The organism is Marinibacterium profundimaris (assembly GCF_002210095.1).
GTDB lineage: Bacteria > Pseudomonadota > Alphaproteobacteria > Rhodobacterales > Rhodobacteraceae > Marinibacterium > Marinibacterium profundimaris.
Genome location: NZ_AQQR01000034.1, coordinates 1 through 16,763, shown reverse-complemented (window position 1 = coordinate 16,763; position 16,763 = coordinate 1). Strand labels below are relative to the sequence as shown.

Sequence of the window (16,763 nt, the reverse complement as noted above, 5' to 3'; positions counted from 1 at the left end):
CCCTGGACTGTCATTTGTTCAGGAGCCTTTGCTTGAGCCGCTCGACGGCAAGATTGGATTCACGCTGCTTGCCAAGCCTGATGGCGTCGACCAGTGCGAGATATTCGTACAGGCGCTGGTCTTTCTGGACGGCCTCGGGGACAGATTTGAACAGCGGTTCAATCGAAAGTCCGCGCACTCGACCCTCCGCATAAGCCCATACATAGATGTCTTGGCCGACACTAATGAGCTGACCTTCGAGCATCGGCGCAGAGAACCCAGTTGGAACGCCTCGCTCTGGCGCGCCGGGTTTCGCCGGAAAGACAAACTTCAGACCATTGGCGATAAACTCGCACAGGTCACGACGATTTGGCTTCACCCGCCGATAGCTACGATCCCTTATGGCCAGGCCGGACTCTAGGCTACGGTTGAGCGAAGCGCTGACTTCTGTCTTGCTGATGCCAAGAGAATTGCCCAGACCACGGACCGAGTAAGGCTCTTCGCGACCCGAGGACCAGTCGGGGCTATCTAGAAGATCGGAATCTTCCTGATTTTGCAGGCTCACAAGCTTGAGCAAAATGACAATATCTTGACTTTTCATCATCTTATACGAAATGTCCTCTGTCCCCGGACCAAGGACACTTAGCCACACGAGGGACGTTTTGTCAAATTGCAAGTCCACACCGCTGTTGCAGGTATCGGTGAGAGGGGCTATGAAGCGTTCCGGGCTTTCCGGCAACTGTACTCAGGTTGGCTGAACTTCCCGGAAGTAGGTGCCGTTCACGACCATGCTGTTGAGCACGCTGAGCAGCTTTCTGGCCGTCGCAGCCAAAGCAGCTTTCACCGGTTTCCCTGCCTCCTGCAGCTTCTGCCAGAACGCTCTGAACGTCGCCGAGTGACGAGACGCGTGGCGCCGCCGCCACCGCCGGCAATGCGCTGCGCTTTGGCGCCGGTGATGCCGCCTTCGATGGCGGCGGCAATCCGGTCCATCGCGTCGTTGATCTCGACGAGGCTTTCGGCGCGATCCTTGAGGGGCAGATAGGTCAAATCGATATCGACCGAGATGCGCGGAAGGTCGCGATAGAAGAGGTTGATGGCCGTCCCGCCCTTCAGCGCAAATATCTCCTCCTTGGCCACATATGGGAGTATCCGCACGAGCAGGGCTACTTGGGCGGCATAGTCCTCACGCGCCATGACCACGTTCCTTTCTTGCAAACTCTTCGGGCACCATTATCCTGTAGCGCGGATGTATCTTGCCGCCTTTGACTAATGCGCGATCCCCGCTGCCGAGGTCGAACTCTTCCGGATCGAGTCGCTTGCGCCAGGCATGGTCGTGGCGGTCGGCGAACACGAAGAACAGGCGTTTGACCTTGATCTTCTTGCAACTGCTGAGCAGTGCCGAGAGGGTTCTCGGGCGCAACGTCGTCAGGCTTTCGAACGCCATGTCGAGGTTGTGAAAACTCTCTTGATCCGGCAACTCGTCCAGCGCCTCAAACACCGCGCGTTCCGGCGAAGACATCACCAGTTTCCAGTCCCAGGGCAGGGACGATGCTGTCTCGTCGGGATTCCTTCGTGCGCCATCGACACCCAATTCAAGATCGGAGAACAGTGATACGCTGCGTGTGCGGAGTTCGGCGTTGAGCGGCAGTTTTTCGAGCCAGTTGGGGATTTTTGAGCCGTAGAGCCAGACTGTGCTCTTGTCGCCGAGGGAGAGATAGTGCGCATAGCCTTGCAGGCCCAATGCCGTCACCCCGCCGATATGGACAGGGTAGTGCATGATGTGCTGGAGCGAGAGCAGGCAGGTCTTCCAGTCGAGCGTGTTCGTGGTGGCGTTGCCTGGTGCCGGGCGGCGGAAGACGCCGCGGCCAAGGCGTTCTAGCCAGCCGCGTTGGACATAGGCGTAGGACGAACGCCGGCCTATCCCGTGGTGCTCAAGCCAGGCGGAGTCCACGAGGAACCCCGTGGGAACAGCCTCAAGAAGGCTCTTTAGTTTTTCGTGTTCTTGTCCACTCATGCGCGACACAATGATATATTTTTAAAGAGGAGGCCACATGTTTCTGTGAAAACCTGTGAGATAGTCCGTCAAGGATCGACAAATTCTGGAAATTTCAAAGAGACTGGTGGTTGTCAACTCTGAAGCTCACCAGCAAAGCAGGGCGTGGATGCCCTCGGAGGGCTGAGAAGACATCCGGCCATTCGGATCGAACAGTCGAAGCTATGTGCCCCTGTCGAAGCCGCTGCGCCAAACCAGAGTCAGGTTTCACTTTCGATTGTGGCGTTCTTTTGCCCATACAAACATCGCACCGACGGCAGCATTGGCTTGCTGCACGCTGAACACTTCCGGTTCGAACGCGCCCGCCCATTGCTTTGTATCGCGATGTTCCGGGTGGTGTTTGTCGGTCAGCGCGTCGAGAAATTCTTCGTAAGAATAGGGCCCGCCACTATCCTCTGGCGGGCACGCTCGCTCTCCGGCAACACAGGCGGGGAAGTCCAGATCTGGTCTTCCGGTTGGTTTGCTAATCTTCTCAACGGTGACGAGATGCCGCCAACCATCGCCGAAATCATAAGTGTATGTGAACTGACTGCCTTTCTTGACCAGCTCTCCAAGAGCAAACTTCTTTTCGTCCTTCCGGCCATCGTTTGGGTCCCAGCTGTCGTCACGTTCGTCGCGGGCCTCGAACCTGTCTTCGCCAATCTCGAACTCATGCAGATGATAGTCTTGCCAAGGCATAGCGCCTTGGAGAACGGAATGCAGGATGTCCAAGCTGATGTCATTCGGCACGAGGATCCGGCGCCAGATCGGTGGTTTGATGCCAATAAGTTCGATTTTCAGCTCAATCAAAGTGTGTTCCGCCTGTCTCAATGGCCCTGCCGTTCAAGTAATTTTTGATTCTTAAGCTGAAGCATTCAAGGGGAACATTGGCCCCTCCTGCCCTTTGGTCAGGACCGCGCCCTACTCGGTCGGCTGCACGCAGCCGCCCTCCCCGAGGTGAAACGCCGCCTCTCCCTGCGACGTGCCGCTGGCAGTGCAGTCTCCTCCGGAGCCGGCCCAACCAGCCGTCGCATGGTCGTGGCAACGCTCCATCTCGGCCGTTCCGGTTACGGTCACTGGGGCGGGGGTGTGCCCTCAACGGTGCGAACAGATGTATGTGGCCATCGGCCCAATCAAGCATAAAGCATGGGAAATGCTTCAACCATGACGTTAGTCGTTGCAAAGATGGCTGTGCAAAATAGTGTGGTTCGGAGAGGGTTCCGATAATGTCTTCAATAATCAAGTTTTTCCGAATTACATTCTTTCTCGTCCTATATTTTTTCTTATGCATGGTCGTGGTGACCACAATGCTTCGGGCTTGGCCGATTGGCGGCCAGATGTTGTTTGCATTTGGTGTTCCCGTCATTCTGGTCTGGTGGCAAGAAAAACGGAGATCGCGGAAAGTCGCTGCAAAGGCGCAAGCCGAGGGGAGTTCCGCAAACCTACCCTCCCGACCTGAGCCGGTGCCGCGCCCAAGTGCCTACGACAAGCGTATCGAGCGTGAGCGCGAACGAACCCGCGAAGCCAACGCGTCCAAACAGCCGGCTGCCGTGCAGGCTTACTCCCCACCAAAGCAGGACTACGCTGAAATCGTTCGGGCTGGAAAGTCTGCGGCGCCGGCACTTGCCGCGGCCGCTGAACGAAACCAGCCCTCGCGAGTGGCATCGAGCGCATCGGCCCGATCATCGAAAAGCGGGTGGGTCCGGTCTAACGAAACAGCTAGCGTCGCCGGCCGCAACATCGGCGGGATGGTCTATGTCGGCACGCCTCCCTTGCTGAACACCCACGGGTATCGTGACAAGTGCCGAGCCTATATCGATCCATCCTTGTCTGTCGCGCGCTCTGGAGCCGACAAAGCTGGTGAAGGTATGCCCTACTGGCCCGGATACTCGGATATCTCACCTCAGTGCCGGGCGACCTACCTCGACTGGTTGGCCAGCGGGCGAAACGATGCCTCCTACAACCCCGGCTACATGTTCCTGTACTTCTACGGGCTGGAGCGTCGCTTCTTCGTCGATCAGTCCAACGAAGATGCCAAAGATATCGTCCAGGAAGTTCGGCGGCTGCAGTCACTTTACCCTGACAACCATTCCGTCAGGCGGTACTTGGGCGAGTTCCTCGATATTGCGATGCTTGCAGAAGCCGACCTCGACACTATCGAGCCGATTTTCGAGAAGCAGGGGTGGGAGCTTCCGTTCTCACTCAAATACGCAATCGGAGCTCGGATCGACAAAGGCGAGAACCTGACCGCTGACTGGTTGCTGAGTTGGTTCATCTGCCATCCGGAAACATATTTGAGAACTCCCGCGACGCGGTGCCGTGACGAGTTCGTCGCTCTTTTCCGTATGCGGTTTGATCGGCGTTTTCCTGATGGGCTCAAAGTGACAAAACCCCGGAAATCACTCACCGGTGTTGTCACGTTAACTCGCCGAATTTGCAAGTTGGCAAGCTGTTCGTTGATCAAGCGGCCTGTGCCGCGGATTTCCACGCCTCGAATGCTTCGAGCCGATGGTAGCGGATGGTGAGCGCAGAGCGGCGGCGGGCTGGGACAGAGAAACTATTGCGGGTTGCAGACTTCATAGATACGAAGCGTTGTAATCCACCCGGCGATCGGAAGCCTTGCATCACCCGCTCTCGTTTTCGGAAGGGCAAGTGGCTGTTTTCTGCGCGGTTATTGAGTCCCTTGTGTGACCAATGATCAAGGCCAGGCGCGACCTCGCGCTTTGCGGCACCATAGGAGCGCAGCTTGTCCGTAATGATCCTTTTTGGCACGAAGCCCCAACGTTTCATCAGCTTGACCAAAAGCCGCTTTGCGGCGCGCTTGTCTCGTCTCGATTGGAGAATTTCCTCAAGAACAAAGCCGTGTTGGTCGACCGCGCGCCAGAGCCAGTATGACCGACCCGCGATCTTCACAACGACTTCGTCCAGATGCCAGACATCGCCGGGGCGCGGCTGCCGTCGCTGTAGAACGTGGGCGATCAGGGGGCCGAACTTGACGCTCCAGCGCCGGATTGTCTCATACGAAACGTCGACGCCACGTTCCAGCATCAGCTCTTCGACCTCGCGCAGGCTCAAGTTGAACCGGACGTAAAGCCAGACAATATGAGCGATGATCTGAGGCGGAAACCGGTGGCGTTTGTAGCTGATCTTTTGTGTCTGCATCGACACCGCCTACGCCCAGATCAATGAACCAGCAACCTCAGGACCGTTAATGTGACAACACCCCCGTAGGATGTCGCTTGGTCGGTCAGTCTGAAGGTACTACCCACGAAATAGTCTGTGACGACGGCCGGACCGGATGGGCTTTCGATTAAGCGCCAAACCTTGATCCTGCCTCACATTCACCTGCACAGCGACGGTCGCCCACGCCACTACGGGCGCAACCGTTCCAACGCGCTTTGCACGGCTTGACGGCGCGGGTCATCTCCCGGCACCTCCGACAACAGGATTTCAGCGTGTTCAAACGCCGCGATTGCCGGCGCGGTATCACCCAGAACCGAATAGGCATTGCCAAGCCGCATCCATCCATCAAGATCGTCAGGCTCATCTTCCAGCCGCGTGGCCAGCCGTTCGACCATCGAGCGGATGAAATCCTGTCGTTCCTCCACACTCATGTCCTGCGCGTTTTCGATGTCTTCCTGTGTCGGGCCGGACGCACTGGTCTTCGGGGCATAGTCGGCCAGCGAGATCGGAGCCTTGCCGATCTTCGCGCCAATCCGGTTGGCTTCGCCAACAAAGCTTTCCATCCACGGGAAAAACCTATCCGCATCGTCCAGCCGGGCCACCAGCGTTTCGTGAGCCCGAGCCTCATCGCCCTTCTGCTCGAGCGAGACTGCCTTGAAAAAGGCAGCACCGGGATTGGAAGGATCCAGTTCGTACGCCCGATCAATCGCGGTGTCCGCTTCAGGTGTCACCACACCTTGCTCTGCGTAGATCAGAACCTCGGCCAACATGGAGAAGACGGCGGAATCGGCCTCCGGTCGTTGTGCGACAACTCTATATGCATCGGCTGCATCCGCATACCGGCCCATTTTCGAATAGGTTTGCCCCAGCAGCATCCAGCCTTCCGAAGGCCCGCCTTCGGGGTCTGAACTGAGCCGGACGTACAGACGATCTGTCAATTCGGCGATTTCCGCCGCTTCCTGCCGTTCAGTGGCACGTTCGGCAAAGGCGACACCTGGGATCTCTGGCGAGCCCATTGCGGAGTAATATCCAAAAGCGAAGACCGGCACGAACACTGCGCTCAGAACGACCATCAAGCGGCCCCCTGCCGCCGGTTTCCCATCTGACAGAACGGACCGGCGCGACTGCACGAGGATCCGTCTCTTGATCTCCTGCTCCGCCGCCGTGGCCTCGGTGTCGGAAATGACACCGCGCTCAAGATCCCGCCGAACCTCATCCAACTGATCCATGAGGACCGCATCCGTGGCGTCAGCCGGGACGGGTGTCCGCGACGACCGATGGCGCAGCGGCAGGCCCATGAAAAGCAGACCTACAACGGATAACAGGGCGAAAACCAACCAGATCATGAACCGTCCTTTGAAGCGTTCTCTTCAATGAAACGCGCAATTTCCGCTTTTTCGTCATCGGAAAATCCCGTTGCGGCAGCCCTGCGCCGGCTTCTCGAAATGACGGTCCAGCCGACAAGCAGCGAAACAAGCGCAAACACGAAGGGCGCCATCCAGAGCGCGAGAGTGGCGCGATTCAGGGGCGGGCGCATCAGGACATAATCGCCATACCGGGCGTGGATGTACGCGATGACCTCCTTGTCGCTGTCACCGGCAACAAGCCTTTCGCGCACCAGTATGCGCAGGTCCCGCGCAACCCCGGCGTTGGAGCTGTCGATGTCCTGATTCTGGCAGACAACGCAGCGCAGTTCCCGTGATATTTCACGGGCGCGTTGCTCCAGTACAGGATCCTGCAACATCTCGTCTGGCTCGACCGCCAAGGCCGTCACCGGAAGCAGCAGGAGGAAAGCAAATGCGATATACCTCATCCGTTCTGGCCCCTTGCTAACGCGCCAGCCTGGATCAATGCTTCCCTGAATGTGGAAATCGCCGTTTCGCCCACGACGGGGCCGACATATCTGAACAACACCGTCCCGTCAGAGCCGACAATGAATGTTTCAGGTACGCCCGAAAGGCCCCATTCAATCCCCACTCTGCCGCTCAGATCAGACCCGATCCTTTCGTAGGGATTGCCAAGCTCAGCAAGCCATTTAGTCGCATCCTCCGGCTTGTCCTTGTAATTGATCCCGAACAACGTCAGCCCGTCCTTTTCGACCATCTGGGTCAGAACCCCGTGTTCGGCCCGGCAGGGCACGCACCACGAGGCAAACACGTTCACGATGACCGGTCGCGGGTTCCCGACCAGATCGGCGCGGGAAAGCCCTGGCGTCTCCAACCCGTCGACAGCGGCCAGATCGAATTCGGGTGCCGGCTGCGAGATCAGAACCGAAGGAATGTTGTTCGGGTCCCGGTCCGGGTTCAAGCCCCACAGAAAAAACCCCCCGAAAATGGCCGCGATTGCCAGCGGAATGAATGCCAGTATACGTCCCATGCCTACTCCGCAGGAAGTGCTGCGGGCGCTGTCGCCTTGCGACGGGGTGCCCCGACGCGCAACCGCCGGTCAGACAGCGAAAGACCCCCACCAAGCACAAGCATCGCCGATCCGATCCAGATAAAGTTGACCAGAGGTTCATACAGGATGCGCAGGGTCCAAGCCCCTTGCGTGCTCTCGTCCTCGGCGGCCGGATTTGCGATGGACGCATAGAGATCACCGGCCATTGTCGATCTGATGGCGCTCTCTGTGGTGGTGGTTTGCGCGACCGGATAGGTACGCCGCTCCGGGAAGAGATCGGTGACATAGTTCCCCTCCCGGGCCACACGAAGCGTGCCACGATCCGCGAAGTAATTTGGCCCACGCACACGTTCGGCCCCCTCAAAGGTGACATCGAACCCACCAATGCTGACCTCTGTACCGGGCCGGACAAAGATGATTTCCTCGGATTTCCAGACCGTCGAGCCGATAAATCCGAACATCGCCATCGCGAGCCCCGCATGAGCCAGTGTCATCCCATGAGAGGATCTGGGCAGGTTGCGTGCACGGCGCACCGATTCCGGGAACGGTGCCTCAAACAGCTTTATGCGCATCGCCCATTCCCGCAGGGTTGAGAAAAACAGCCAGAATGCAAGCATCAGCGACAGATACCCCAACACCGGACCGCCCTCGGCGAGATACCAGGTCACCAATGTCGCGAGCACGGCCAGAACGACCACGAAACGCAACCGCTGCAGAACGCCCGCCAGATCGGCACGTTTCCAGGACAGGTAAGGCCCCAGCCCCATCGCAAAGACGAGCGGCAGCATCACGGGAATAAAGGACGCATTGAAGAAGGGCGGCCCCACCGACAGTTTTTCACCGCCCGTCGCGGCTTCGTAGAAGAGCGGGTACAAGGTGCCGAACAGCACAATGCCGGTGGCCGTGGCCAGCAGCAGGTTGTTCACCAATAGCCCCGCTTCCCGGCTGATCGGCTTAAACAGGCCGCCGGGCTCCATTGTCGGCGCGCGCCAGGCAAACAGAGCAAGGGAACCGCCGATCGAAACGGCCAGCAATCCAAGGATATAAAGTCCCCTTTCCGGGTCGACCGCGAATGCATGCACAGAGGTCAGCAGGCCCGATCGGACAATGAACGTGCCCAAGAGCGATAGGGAAAAAGTCAGGATCGCCAGAAGGATTGTCCAGCTTTTGAACGCATCCCGTTTCTCCGTCACGATTGCGGAATGCAGCAGTGCCGTGCCCATCAGCCATGGCATGAAACTGACGTTCTCAACGGGATCCCAGAACCACCAGCCGCCCCAGCCAAGCTCATAATAGGCCCACCAGGATCCCAGCGCGATGCCTGCGGTCAGGCTCATCCAGGCAGCCAGCGTCCACGGACGTACCCACCGTGCCCAGGCCGCGTCCACCCGCCCTTCGATCAGGGCGGCAACCGCGAACGAAAAGACAATCGAGAACCCGACATACCCGAAGTAGAGAAGCGGCGGGTGCATGGCGAGACCGACATCCTGCAATAATGGGTTGAGGTCCTGACCGTCGTCTGCCGGAGGGAAAACGCGGTCGAAGGGATTGGACGTCAGCAGCATGAAAGTCAGGAAACCGACACTGATCCAGGCCTGCACCGACAGCGTTCTTGCCTTCAGCGACAGAGGAATGTTCGATCCGAAGAGGGCGACCGCCGCACCAAACACCGTCAGGATAAGGGTCCACAGCAACAGGGATCCTTCGTGACTGCCCCAGGTGCCTGCCACCTTGAACAGCATCGGTTTGAGTGAATTGGAATTCTCCACCACGTTCTTGACCGTGAAGTCGCTTGTGACGAAGGCTTGCATCAGCGCCAGAAACGCGATGCCGACAAAGAAAACCTGACCGAACGAGGACCATCTGGCAGACTGCATCCACAGGATGTTTCCGCGCCCCGCACCGAGGATGGGCAGCACACTTTGAACAAGCGCCATGGCCAAGGCCAGTGCCAGCGCGAAATGACCGATTTCAGGTGTCAAAGGATCATCAGCCTCTTCAATGAATTCACTGGATCGACGTCTGTCTAGCAAATCGTCCGGCGAACTGTGAGTGGTTGCTTTGTCACCGTTTGTAACAGGATGCTGTGACAAATGATTACAAAACGGCCCGCGCTTGGCCTTTAATCAAAGCGCTATAACGCCAATGTATCTAGGGTAAGTCTGAAAGGAATGAGAAATGAAAAAACAAGAAATTATTGCGCTTGGCGTGGTGATCGCGGTTGGCATGGCGCAAACAGCATTTGCGGAATCCGACGGGGCTGCCGACAGCAAGCCTGACAGCGGGAATATGTCCGGCATGGCGATGGGCGATGGCGACAATCAGATGGGCATGATGGGCGGGGACATGATGCCGATGATGCGAAAAATGATGAAGATGCATGCCGCTATGATGGGTGGCCAGGGCAACATGATGGGAATGATGGATCGGGACATGATGTCGACAATGATGTCCGGTGGACAGCCTCATGAAATGGCCGCGCAGATGTCCGAAAAAATGCGGGAGTTCGATGCGAATTCCGATGGAGCGTTGACACTTGACGAGTTCGAAGCCTTGCATATGGACGCAATGCGCGCGCGCATGGTAGATCGCTTTCAGCATCTCGATGCGGACGGTAACGGCCAGATCTCTCAGGACGAGATGGAAGATGCCGGTACACGGATGAGCAAAATGAACGGTACTTCCACCGGAACGGACATGGAAGGTCATCATGACAGCGAATAAGGGTCAAGCCTGCGGCACTCAGCTTGATGGGGGCAAATTATGGCCTTCTTTCTGACGCGCCGCGGCGCAAGCCTTGCGATGTTGGCCAGTTCCGTTGCACCTTTCTCGGCTGTCGCCCAGACCGCCGAGGTCTGGTCGGCGGACATGGCAGCAGATGCGCTGCAACAGGACCTGATCCGGATGATCGACGTTCGGTCGCGACCGGAATGGACCGACACCGGCGTTGCCGACGGTACCTGGCCCATCAGCCTGCATGAGGACCGTTTCGCCGAGCGGCTTTTTGCCGCCCGGGAACGGGCCGAAGGGCGGCCTGTCGCGCTCATCTGTGCGACAGGCGGGCGGTCTGGCCGCGTCATGCGAAGTCTTCGGCAGGCTGGCTACAGCGGCTTTCTTGACGTATCCGAAGGCATGCTCGGTTCTGCCGCCGGACCGGGCTGGATCGCGGGCGGTTATCCGGTCGTCAGTGTCGATATGGCTCTGGCGGCGCTGCCAGAGGAATTGAGTTGAAGTGAAACTGTTGAACCGTCGAGAACTGTTGGGCCATGCCGCAGGCTTTGGGGCTGCATTTGCCCTGCCATCGGCTGCATTCGCGGCATCGGACAAGAGGCTCGCGTATCCTCCCCTTCTCGATGCGACGACATCCCGGCTTTTTCAGCTGGAAGCCCGCACGGGCGAGACCCGTTTTGACGACGGTGCCGCCAGCGAAACGTTCGGCTACAACCAGGGATACCTTGGCCCGACGATCCGGGTGCAGGCCGGGGTCGAGACACGGGCAGAGGTGCACAACACGCTTGGCGAGCCGATGTCGGCGCATTGGCACGGGTTGGTTGTTGCCGGTGAGTTCGATGGCGGACCACATCAGGCCATCGCACCGGGAGACACCTGGAAGCCGGTGCTGGACCTTGACCAGCCCCCGGCAACGGCCTGGTATCACAGCCACATTCACGGCGCGACGGCACGGCAGGTCATGCTGGGGCTGGCGGGTGTTCTGCAGGTGACGGATGACGCGGATGACGCCCGTGGATTGCCATCCGCCTACGGGGTCGATGATCTGACCCTTGTATTGCAGGACCGTCAGTTCAACTGGCGCGGACGCCTGAAATACGATCCCGGCATGCACCAGTCCATGAACGGGTTTCAGGGCGACACAATGGTTGTGAACGGTCAAATCGGCGCGTCGGCAGCGGTTCCGAAGGGGATCGTGCGGTGCCGTGTCGTCAACGGCTCGAATGCGCGGGTTTACCGCCTGTCCATGTCTGACAGCCGGTCGCTTCATCTCATCGCGACAGATGCCGGATTTCTGGATCGACCGATTGCGCTGAACCGCCTGACCCTTGCACCAGGAGAGCGCGCAGAAGTGCTTGTGGATTTCACAAGCGGGCGGGACAGTGTTTTGAAGTCCGACGATATCATTAATTCGGCCATGGGCGGAATGATGGGCGGCGGCGGTTCCGGCAGTCCATTCACCGTGCTGCCTTTCGCTGTCGACACAACCCTTCCGGTTCGCATCGACGCCCTGCCCGGCTCTCTGGACGGGCAGTTGCCTGATCTTGCGGTCAAGGACGCGCCAGTCCGACGTCTGTCACTGGATATGTCGATGGGCATGGGGATGATGTTCTCGCGGTCCGGTAACCGATTTTCGATCAACGGCGCGTCATACGATTCGGGAACGCTCAATTTTTCCACCAAACTCAACAGCATCGAGCGTTGGATTGTGCGTGGGGCCATGATGATGCACCCGTTCCATGTTCACGGCGTCCGGTTTCAGGTCCTGTCGGAAAACGGTACGGCACCGCGTGCAGAGAACAGGGGTTGGAAGGATACGGTACTGGTGGATGGTGAAGTGGAGCTTGCGATGAAATTCGAAAAACCTGCCTCAGCGGCTGCGCCCTACATGTATCACTGCCACATTCTGGAACACGAAGACGGCGGCATGATGGGGCAATTCAGTGTTGCTTAGCGCAGAAATCCCTTTACCCTCCGCTGACAGGAACCTTTAGGGGAATCCTATTCCTCGATAGAGGTTTGAGATGAAAACCGAATTGCACATCAAGCGGCTGACCCTCGCCGGCGGGCTGTTGATCGTCATCTCTGCGCCTATGCATTTCATCTTGCCCGAGCAAAGGCCAATTGTCTTCGCAGCTCTCTTTCTTTTGGTGCTCCATGCCGCTTAGCAAACCGCGCCTGCATCGGGTTGGGCTATGGTTGGTGGTTGCGCTTGGCGTACTTTTGATAGCCATATGGGCAATGGGATATGGCCCGGCGATAGCCCGCGAGACTATCGAGGTCTGGATAGAGCGGGCCGGCGCTTTGGGACCGTTGCTCATCATCGTGCTCATGATGGTTTCGATCGTGGCAAGCCCCATTCCAAGTGCACCGGTCGCACTGGTGGCAGGCGCGGCGTATGGTCATGTTGCCGGAGCTGTCTATGTCGCCATCGGGTCGGAACTGGGTGCACTCGTGGCATTCATCATCGCCCGCTATATCGGGCGCGACCACGTTGAGCGCTGGCTTGGGGATAAGGCCGGTTTCGGGTTATTGGGCTCTCAAAATCTGTTGATGTTGACGGTGTTCGCGTCTCGCCTCTTGCCCTTCATCTCGTTTGACGCAATGAGCTACGCTGCCGGTCTCAGCCGCCTGCGCCTTTGGCGGTTCCTGATCGCAACTCTGGCAGGCATTCTTCCAGCCAGTTTCCTGCTCGCGCATTTCGGAGCAGAGGCCATGTCGGGAGATTTCGGCACTGCTGAGTGGATCATCATCGGTCTTGGATTGATGACTGCCGCACCGTTGCTGGTCGCAGCGCTCTGGCGAACAAATCGGTCAACCAACGCTTCCTAAGTCTGAGTATGTCAGCAAAAATGAAAACCGTGATTGCCTACTTTACCATTGACCTTCCCCCACAGGAAGCTGCGACCGTGAATCGCTATGGATACACAAACACCACAACTCCGCCGGGATTTCCTGTACTACGCCACCGCCGGAACGGGCGCGGTTGCCGTAGGGGCTGCGGTCTGGCCATTGCTCAATCAGATGAACCCATCCGCCGATGTCCGCGCGCTGTCCCAGATCCGCGTCGATATCTCCGGTGTGGAACCCGGAACGCAATTGACTGTCAGTTTTCTCGGCAAGCCGGTGTTCATCCGGCACAGGACCGACGCGGAAATCGCGCAGGCCCGTTCGGAAGATGTGCTTTCCCTTCCTGATACCGTCGCCAGAAATCCCAACATATCCGGAGATGACCTGGCCACCGATGCAAACAGGGCAGTGGCGGGAAATGAGAATTTCTTGGTCATGATAGGCGTTTGCACGCATCTGGGATGTGTACCACTTGGTGACGGAGCCGGCGATTTTGGTGGTTGGTTCTGTCCCTGTCATGGCTCCCATTATGATACAGCAGGACGCATTCGAAAGGGTCCGGCACCGGAGAACCTGCATATTCCCACGATGTCCGTTTCGGAAGACATGATACTGACCCTGGGCTGACAGGAGCTTCGCGCATCGCGAAGGCCCATAAAATTCATACGCAGCGTTGTCGGAAGAGTCTTGACCCTCCAGTAACTGGAAGGGTTATGTGTTCAATTGTCTTGAAAACGGGAATTAGAAGATGGCCACGGACCAAGAACATCATCACGACATGACGCGCACCTCGACCGCATCAGACCCAGATACAGCGACCGACCCGGTGTGCGGCATGACCGTCGAGATAGACGAAGACACGCGCAGTGCCGAGTATGATGGAGAGGTCTTTCATTTCTGCTCGGAAAACTGCGAAACCAAGTTTGGCAAAGACCCATTTTACTATGCGTCGGGAAACGCCCAAAAGACACCAGCACATGGCGAGGCCGGTACGCAATGGACCTGCCCGATGCATCCGCAAATCCTGAAGGATGAGCCCGGGTCCTGTCCGATCTGCGGCATGGCGCTTGAACCGATGCTTCCATCGGACGAGCCGTCAGAAGAGTTGTCCGATTTCACAACACGCATGTGGATCAGCGCGGCAGCCGCCGTTCCGCTGGTTATCCTGACGATGGGTGAACTGGTCGGCCTACCTGTGCGGGAATGGATCGGACATCAGACGGCTGTCTACATCGAATTCGTCCTCGCAACCCCGATCATTCTCTGGGCGGCTCTTCCCTTCTTCAAAAGGGGGTGGGAATCGATCAGGAATATATCGCCGAACATGTGGACCCTGATCGCGCTTGGCGTCGGGGCTGCCTATATCTATTCGCTTGCCGCAACATTCCTGCCCGGCATTTTCCCCGAAGCGTATCGAAACGGCCAAAGCGTCGGGACATATTACGAAGCTGCGGTTGTGATCGTTGCGCTGATCTTTGTCGGTCAGGTGCTCGAGTTGCGCGCCCGCGAACGGACGGGTGATGCCATCCGTGCATTGCTCGATCTCGCACCAAAAACGGCGCGGCGGATCCTGCCGGACGGGACGGAATATGACGCACCTCTCGAACACATTGTTGAGGGTGACAGGTTGCGGGTACGCCCCGGCGACAGCATACCCGTCGATGCCGAGGTCCTCGAAGGGCATTCATCTATCGACGAAAGTATGATCACCGGAGAGCCGTTGCCGGTCGAGAAAACACAAGGCGACCGGGTCACAGGCGGCACGATCAACAAGAACGGCACATTGGCGATCCGGGCCACACAGGTCGGTGCGGACACGGTCCTGTCCCAGATCGTGGACATGGTGGCAGGTGCAAAGCGGTCGCGCGCGCCGATTCAGGGTCTGGCGGACCGGGTATCGTCCGTCTTTGTTCCGACGGTTGTCGTCATTGCGATCATATCCTTCGTTGTCTGGCTGTTCTTAGGGCCCGATCCCGCGCTCGCCTTCGCTGTTACTGCAGCCGTATCCGTTCTTATCATTGCTTGCCCCTGTGCCTTGGGCCTTGCGACGCCCATTTCGATCACAACGGCGGCGGGCCGCGGGGCACAGGCTGGCGTTCTGATCAAAGACGCCGAAGCACTGGAACGCATGGCGCGTGTCGATACCGTCATCGTTGACAAGACCGGAACACTCACCGAAGGGCGCCCCAAGCTGACAGACGTGGTGCCCACGGGGGACAAGGCTGAAAATGACCTGCTGACAATGGCTGCGGCCCTCGAACGGGGCTCCGAACATCCGCTGGCCGAAGCAATAGTCGAGGGTGCGCTGGCACGGGGGCTGACGCTTCCGAACGCAACGGAATTCGAAGCCGTGACTGGCAAGGGCGTGAAAGGCATGGTCGATGGCCAGGTCGTGGCACTTGGGAATCCCGCCATGATGGCAGAGATCAACGTTGACGCTTCGATTGCGGAATTTGCTGCGGACGACCTTCGTGAATCTGGAAAGACAGCAATGCTTGTGGCGATAGATGGCACTTTTGCCGGCATTGTCGCTGTTGCCGATCCCATCAAGGAGTCCACGGCAGACGCCATCGATGACCTTCATCGCCTCGGTCTCAGGGTCATAATGGCAACCGGTGACAATCAGAAAACCGCCGAAGCCGTCGCCGCAAAGCTGGGTATTGATGAAGTCCACGCAGGCGTCTTGCCCGAAGACAAGAAGGCATTGGTGGACTCCCTCAGACAAGAAGGGGCCCGGATCGCCATGGCAGGAGACGGCGTGAACGATGCCCCTGCCCTGGCGGCGGCTGATGTGGGCATTGCGATGGGCACCGGTGCCGACGTTGCCGTGGAAAGCGCAGGCATCACCCTTCTGGGTGGTGATCTTGTCGGCATCGTGCGTGCGCGCCGATTGGCAAAGGCAACGGTGCGAAACATCAAGCAGAACCTGTTTTTTGCCTTCGCCTACAATACCGCAGGTGTGCCCATCGCGGCTGGTATTCTCTACCCGTTTTTCGGCCTTCTTCTGTCGCCGATGATCGCCGCCGCCGCGATGAGCCTGTCTTCGGTCTCCGTCATTAGCAATGCACTGCGGCTGCGACGGGTACGGCTTTAGTCGCAAACTAAGGAGATAGATGATGGCAGGCGGACATCAGGGGCATATGCCGTCCGGCGGCAAGGGGCTGGCGATATCAGCCTAGTTGACCGGCATCTATTTTGTGATTGAACTGGCGATTGGCCTATGGACAGGGTCAATCGCGGTCATCTCCGACGCGTTCCATACCTTTTCGGCCGTGGGCGGTGTGCTGGTCGCCATTGTCGCGGCGCGTATGGCGTTGCGTCCGGCGGATGAAGAGCGGAGCTTTGGCTGGGCGCGCGCCGAAATCATCGGCGCCCTTGTGAATGGCGGCTTCTTGCTGGCCATGGCGGTTGTTGTCATCGCGATGGCTGCCATGCGCATGTCTGCGCCAATTGATCTTCCAACGGGTCCGATGCTGATTGCGGCTGCCGGGGGGCTCTTTACGGAGTTCATTTCGCTTGCGCTGATCTGGAAGCAAAGCAAGGAAGATCGTAACCGCCCGATTGAGGCCGCCTGCCTGACAGCGGGGTTCCG

17 protein-coding genes and 1 pseudogene are annotated in these 16,763 nt (G+C 58.3%); 9 read left to right on the top strand and 9 right to left on the bottom strand.

The genetic code is table 11. The annotated features are described in order from the left end of the window. Nucleotides 1-10: 10 nt before the first annotated feature. The 4 genes and pseudogenes from ATO3_RS27275 to ATO3_RS27260 form a co-directional block, all read right to left on the bottom strand. Nucleotides 11-583, bottom strand: a complete 573-nt coding sequence (locus tag ATO3_RS27275; protein WP_198963365.1) for a hypothetical protein — start codon at nucleotides 581-583, stop codon at nucleotides 11-13. Nucleotides 584-870: 287 nt separating this feature from the next. Then, a pseudogene (locus tag ATO3_RS27270) lies at nucleotides 871-1,173 on the bottom strand (nucleotidyl transferase AbiEii/AbiGii toxin family protein); the annotation flags it as partial. Further along, nucleotides 1,163-1,993 (bottom strand): type IV toxin-antitoxin system AbiEi family antitoxin domain-containing protein, encoded by an 831-nt coding sequence (locus ATO3_RS27265; protein ID WP_065335152.1) that lies wholly within the window; start codon nucleotides 1,991-1,993, stop codon nucleotides 1,163-1,165. The pseudogene ATO3_RS27270 and the gene ATO3_RS27265, both read right to left, overlap by 11 nt. A 246-nt stretch (nucleotides 1,994-2,239) precedes the next feature. Continuing rightward, nucleotides 2,240-2,821 carry a plasmid pRiA4b ORF-3 family protein gene (locus ATO3_RS27260; protein WP_227513936.1) on the bottom strand — a complete coding sequence of 194 codons (582 nt, stop codon included), beginning with the start codon at nucleotides 2,819-2,821 and terminating at the stop codon, nucleotides 2,240-2,242. 416 nt (nucleotides 2,822-3,237) lie between these two features. On the opposite strand from ATO3_RS27260, the gene ATO3_RS27255 reads away from it, so the two are divergent. Further along, nucleotides 3,238-4,536 (top strand): TerB N-terminal domain-containing protein, encoded by a 1,299-nt coding sequence (locus ATO3_RS27255; RefSeq protein WP_233152349.1) that lies wholly within the window; start codon nucleotides 3,238-3,240, stop codon nucleotides 4,534-4,536. Here the strand turns inward: ATO3_RS27255 and ATO3_RS27250 are convergent. The 5 genes from ATO3_RS27250 to ATO3_RS27230 form a co-directional block, all read right to left on the bottom strand. Then, entirely contained in the window at nucleotides 4,472-5,173 is a 702-nt protein-coding gene (locus tag ATO3_RS27250) for an IS6 family transposase (protein ID WP_065331824.1), read from the bottom strand. The two genes, ATO3_RS27255 and ATO3_RS27250, sit on opposite strands and share 65 nt — an antisense overlap. Before the next feature lie 209 nt (nucleotides 5,174-5,382). Beyond that, nucleotides 5,383-6,540 carry a c-type cytochrome biogenesis protein CcmI gene (gene ccmI, locus ATO3_RS27245; protein WP_043847209.1) on the bottom strand — a complete coding sequence of 386 codons (1,158 nt, stop codon included), beginning with the start codon at nucleotides 6,538-6,540 and terminating at the stop codon, nucleotides 5,383-5,385. After that, on the bottom strand, nucleotides 6,537-7,007 hold the full coding sequence (locus tag ATO3_RS27240) for a cytochrome c-type biogenesis protein (protein WP_009824475.1): 471 nt from the start codon (nucleotides 7,005-7,007) through the stop codon (nucleotides 6,537-6,539). The genes ccmI and ATO3_RS27240 overlap by 4 nt, the downstream gene beginning before the upstream one ends. After that, nucleotides 7,004-7,570, bottom strand: a complete 567-nt coding sequence (locus tag ATO3_RS27235; protein WP_009824474.1) for a DsbE family thiol:disulfide interchange protein — start codon at nucleotides 7,568-7,570, stop codon at nucleotides 7,004-7,006. The genes ATO3_RS27240 and ATO3_RS27235 overlap by 4 nt, the downstream gene beginning before the upstream one ends. A gap of 2 nt (nucleotides 7,571-7,572) precedes the next feature. Beyond that, a complete protein-coding gene (locus tag ATO3_RS27230; RefSeq protein ID WP_043847210.1) occupies nucleotides 7,573-9,573 on the bottom strand; it encodes a heme lyase CcmF/NrfE family subunit in 2,001 nt (666 codons plus the stop codon). A gap of 196 nt (nucleotides 9,574-9,769) precedes the next feature. Between ATO3_RS27230 and ATO3_RS27225 the strand changes: the two genes are divergently transcribed. From ATO3_RS27225 to ATO3_RS27195, 8 genes are all read left to right on the top strand, one after another. Beyond that, nucleotides 9,770-10,315, top strand: coding sequence for an EF-hand domain-containing protein (locus ATO3_RS27225; protein ID WP_043847211.1), 546 nt, complete (start codon nucleotides 9,770-9,772; stop codon nucleotides 10,313-10,315). Between the two features lie 39 nt (nucleotides 10,316-10,354). Continuing rightward, nucleotides 10,355-10,822, top strand: coding sequence for a rhodanese-like domain-containing protein (locus tag ATO3_RS27220; RefSeq protein ID WP_043847215.1), 468 nt, complete (start codon nucleotides 10,355-10,357; stop codon nucleotides 10,820-10,822). Nucleotide 10,823: 1 nt separating this feature from the next. Continuing rightward, entirely contained in the window at nucleotides 10,824-12,275 is a 1,452-nt protein-coding gene (locus ATO3_RS27215) for a multicopper oxidase family protein (protein ID WP_043847217.1), read from the top strand. Between the two features lie 70 nt (nucleotides 12,276-12,345). Next, nucleotides 12,346-12,489 carry a hypothetical protein gene (locus tag ATO3_RS28930; protein WP_009824469.1) on the top strand — a complete coding sequence of 48 codons (144 nt, stop codon included), beginning with the start codon at nucleotides 12,346-12,348 and terminating at the stop codon, nucleotides 12,487-12,489. Next, on the top strand, nucleotides 12,479-13,153 hold the full coding sequence (locus ATO3_RS27210; protein WP_043847219.1) for a TVP38/TMEM64 family protein: 675 nt from the start codon (nucleotides 12,479-12,481) through the stop codon (nucleotides 13,151-13,153). Before ATO3_RS28930 ends, ATO3_RS27210 begins: the two co-directional genes overlap by 11 nt. A gap of 87 nt (nucleotides 13,154-13,240) precedes the next feature. After that, nucleotides 13,241-13,798: a ubiquinol-cytochrome c reductase iron-sulfur subunit gene (gene petA / locus ATO3_RS27205; RefSeq protein WP_009824465.1), complete on the top strand. Its 558-nt coding sequence runs from the start codon at nucleotides 13,241-13,243 to the stop codon at nucleotides 13,796-13,798. A 121-nt stretch (nucleotides 13,799-13,919) separates the two neighbouring features. After that, entirely contained in the window at nucleotides 13,920-16,265 is a 2,346-nt protein-coding gene (locus tag ATO3_RS27200; protein ID WP_043847221.1) for a heavy metal translocating P-type ATPase, read from the top strand. Nucleotides 16,266-16,350: 85 nt separating this feature from the next. Next, nucleotides 16,351-16,763: cation diffusion facilitator family transporter (locus ATO3_RS27195; protein WP_233152348.1), on the top strand; the 413-nt coding region annotated here is incomplete at its 3' end.

Bases quoted from the DNA above. Each gene is read 5' to 3' on its own strand.
- ATO3_RS27275 (WP_198963365.1), bottom strand. From the start codon at position 583: ATGATGAAAAGTCAAGATATTGTCATTTTGCTCAAGCTTGTGAGCCTG.
- ATO3_RS27265 (WP_065335152.1), bottom strand. From the start codon at position 1,993: ATGAGTGGACAAGAACACGAAAAACTAAAGAGCCTTCTTGAGGCTGTT.
- ATO3_RS27255 (WP_233152349.1), top strand. From the start codon at position 3,238: ATGTCTTCAATAATCAAGTTTTTCCGAATTACATTCTTTCTCGTCCTA.
- ATO3_RS27250 (WP_065331824.1), bottom strand. From the start codon at position 5,173: ATGCAGACACAAAAGATCAGCTACAAACGCCACCGGTTTCCGCCTCAG.
- ccmI (WP_043847209.1), bottom strand. From the start codon at position 6,540: ATGATCTGGTTGGTTTTCGCCCTGTTATCCGTTGTAGGTCTGCTTTTC.
- ATO3_RS27240 (WP_009824475.1), bottom strand. From the start codon at position 7,007: ATGAGGTATATCGCATTTGCTTTCCTCCTGCTGCTTCCGGTGACGGCC.
- ATO3_RS27235 (WP_009824474.1), bottom strand. From the start codon at position 7,570: ATGGGACGTATACTGGCATTCATTCCGCTGGCAATCGCGGCCATTTTC.
- ATO3_RS27225 (WP_043847211.1), top strand. From the start codon at position 9,770: ATGAAAAAACAAGAAATTATTGCGCTTGGCGTGGTGATCGCGGTTGGC.
- ATO3_RS27220 (WP_043847215.1), top strand. From the start codon at position 10,355: ATGGCCTTCTTTCTGACGCGCCGCGGCGCAAGCCTTGCGATGTTGGCC.
- ATO3_RS28930 (WP_009824469.1), top strand. From the start codon at position 12,346: ATGAAAACCGAATTGCACATCAAGCGGCTGACCCTCGCCGGCGGGCTG.
- ATO3_RS27210 (WP_043847219.1), top strand. From the start codon at position 12,479: ATGCCGCTTAGCAAACCGCGCCTGCATCGGGTTGGGCTATGGTTGGTG.
- petA (WP_009824465.1), top strand. From the start codon at position 13,241: ATGGATACACAAACACCACAACTCCGCCGGGATTTCCTGTACTACGCC.
- ATO3_RS27200 (WP_043847221.1), top strand. From the start codon at position 13,920: ATGGCCACGGACCAAGAACATCATCACGACATGACGCGCACCTCGACC.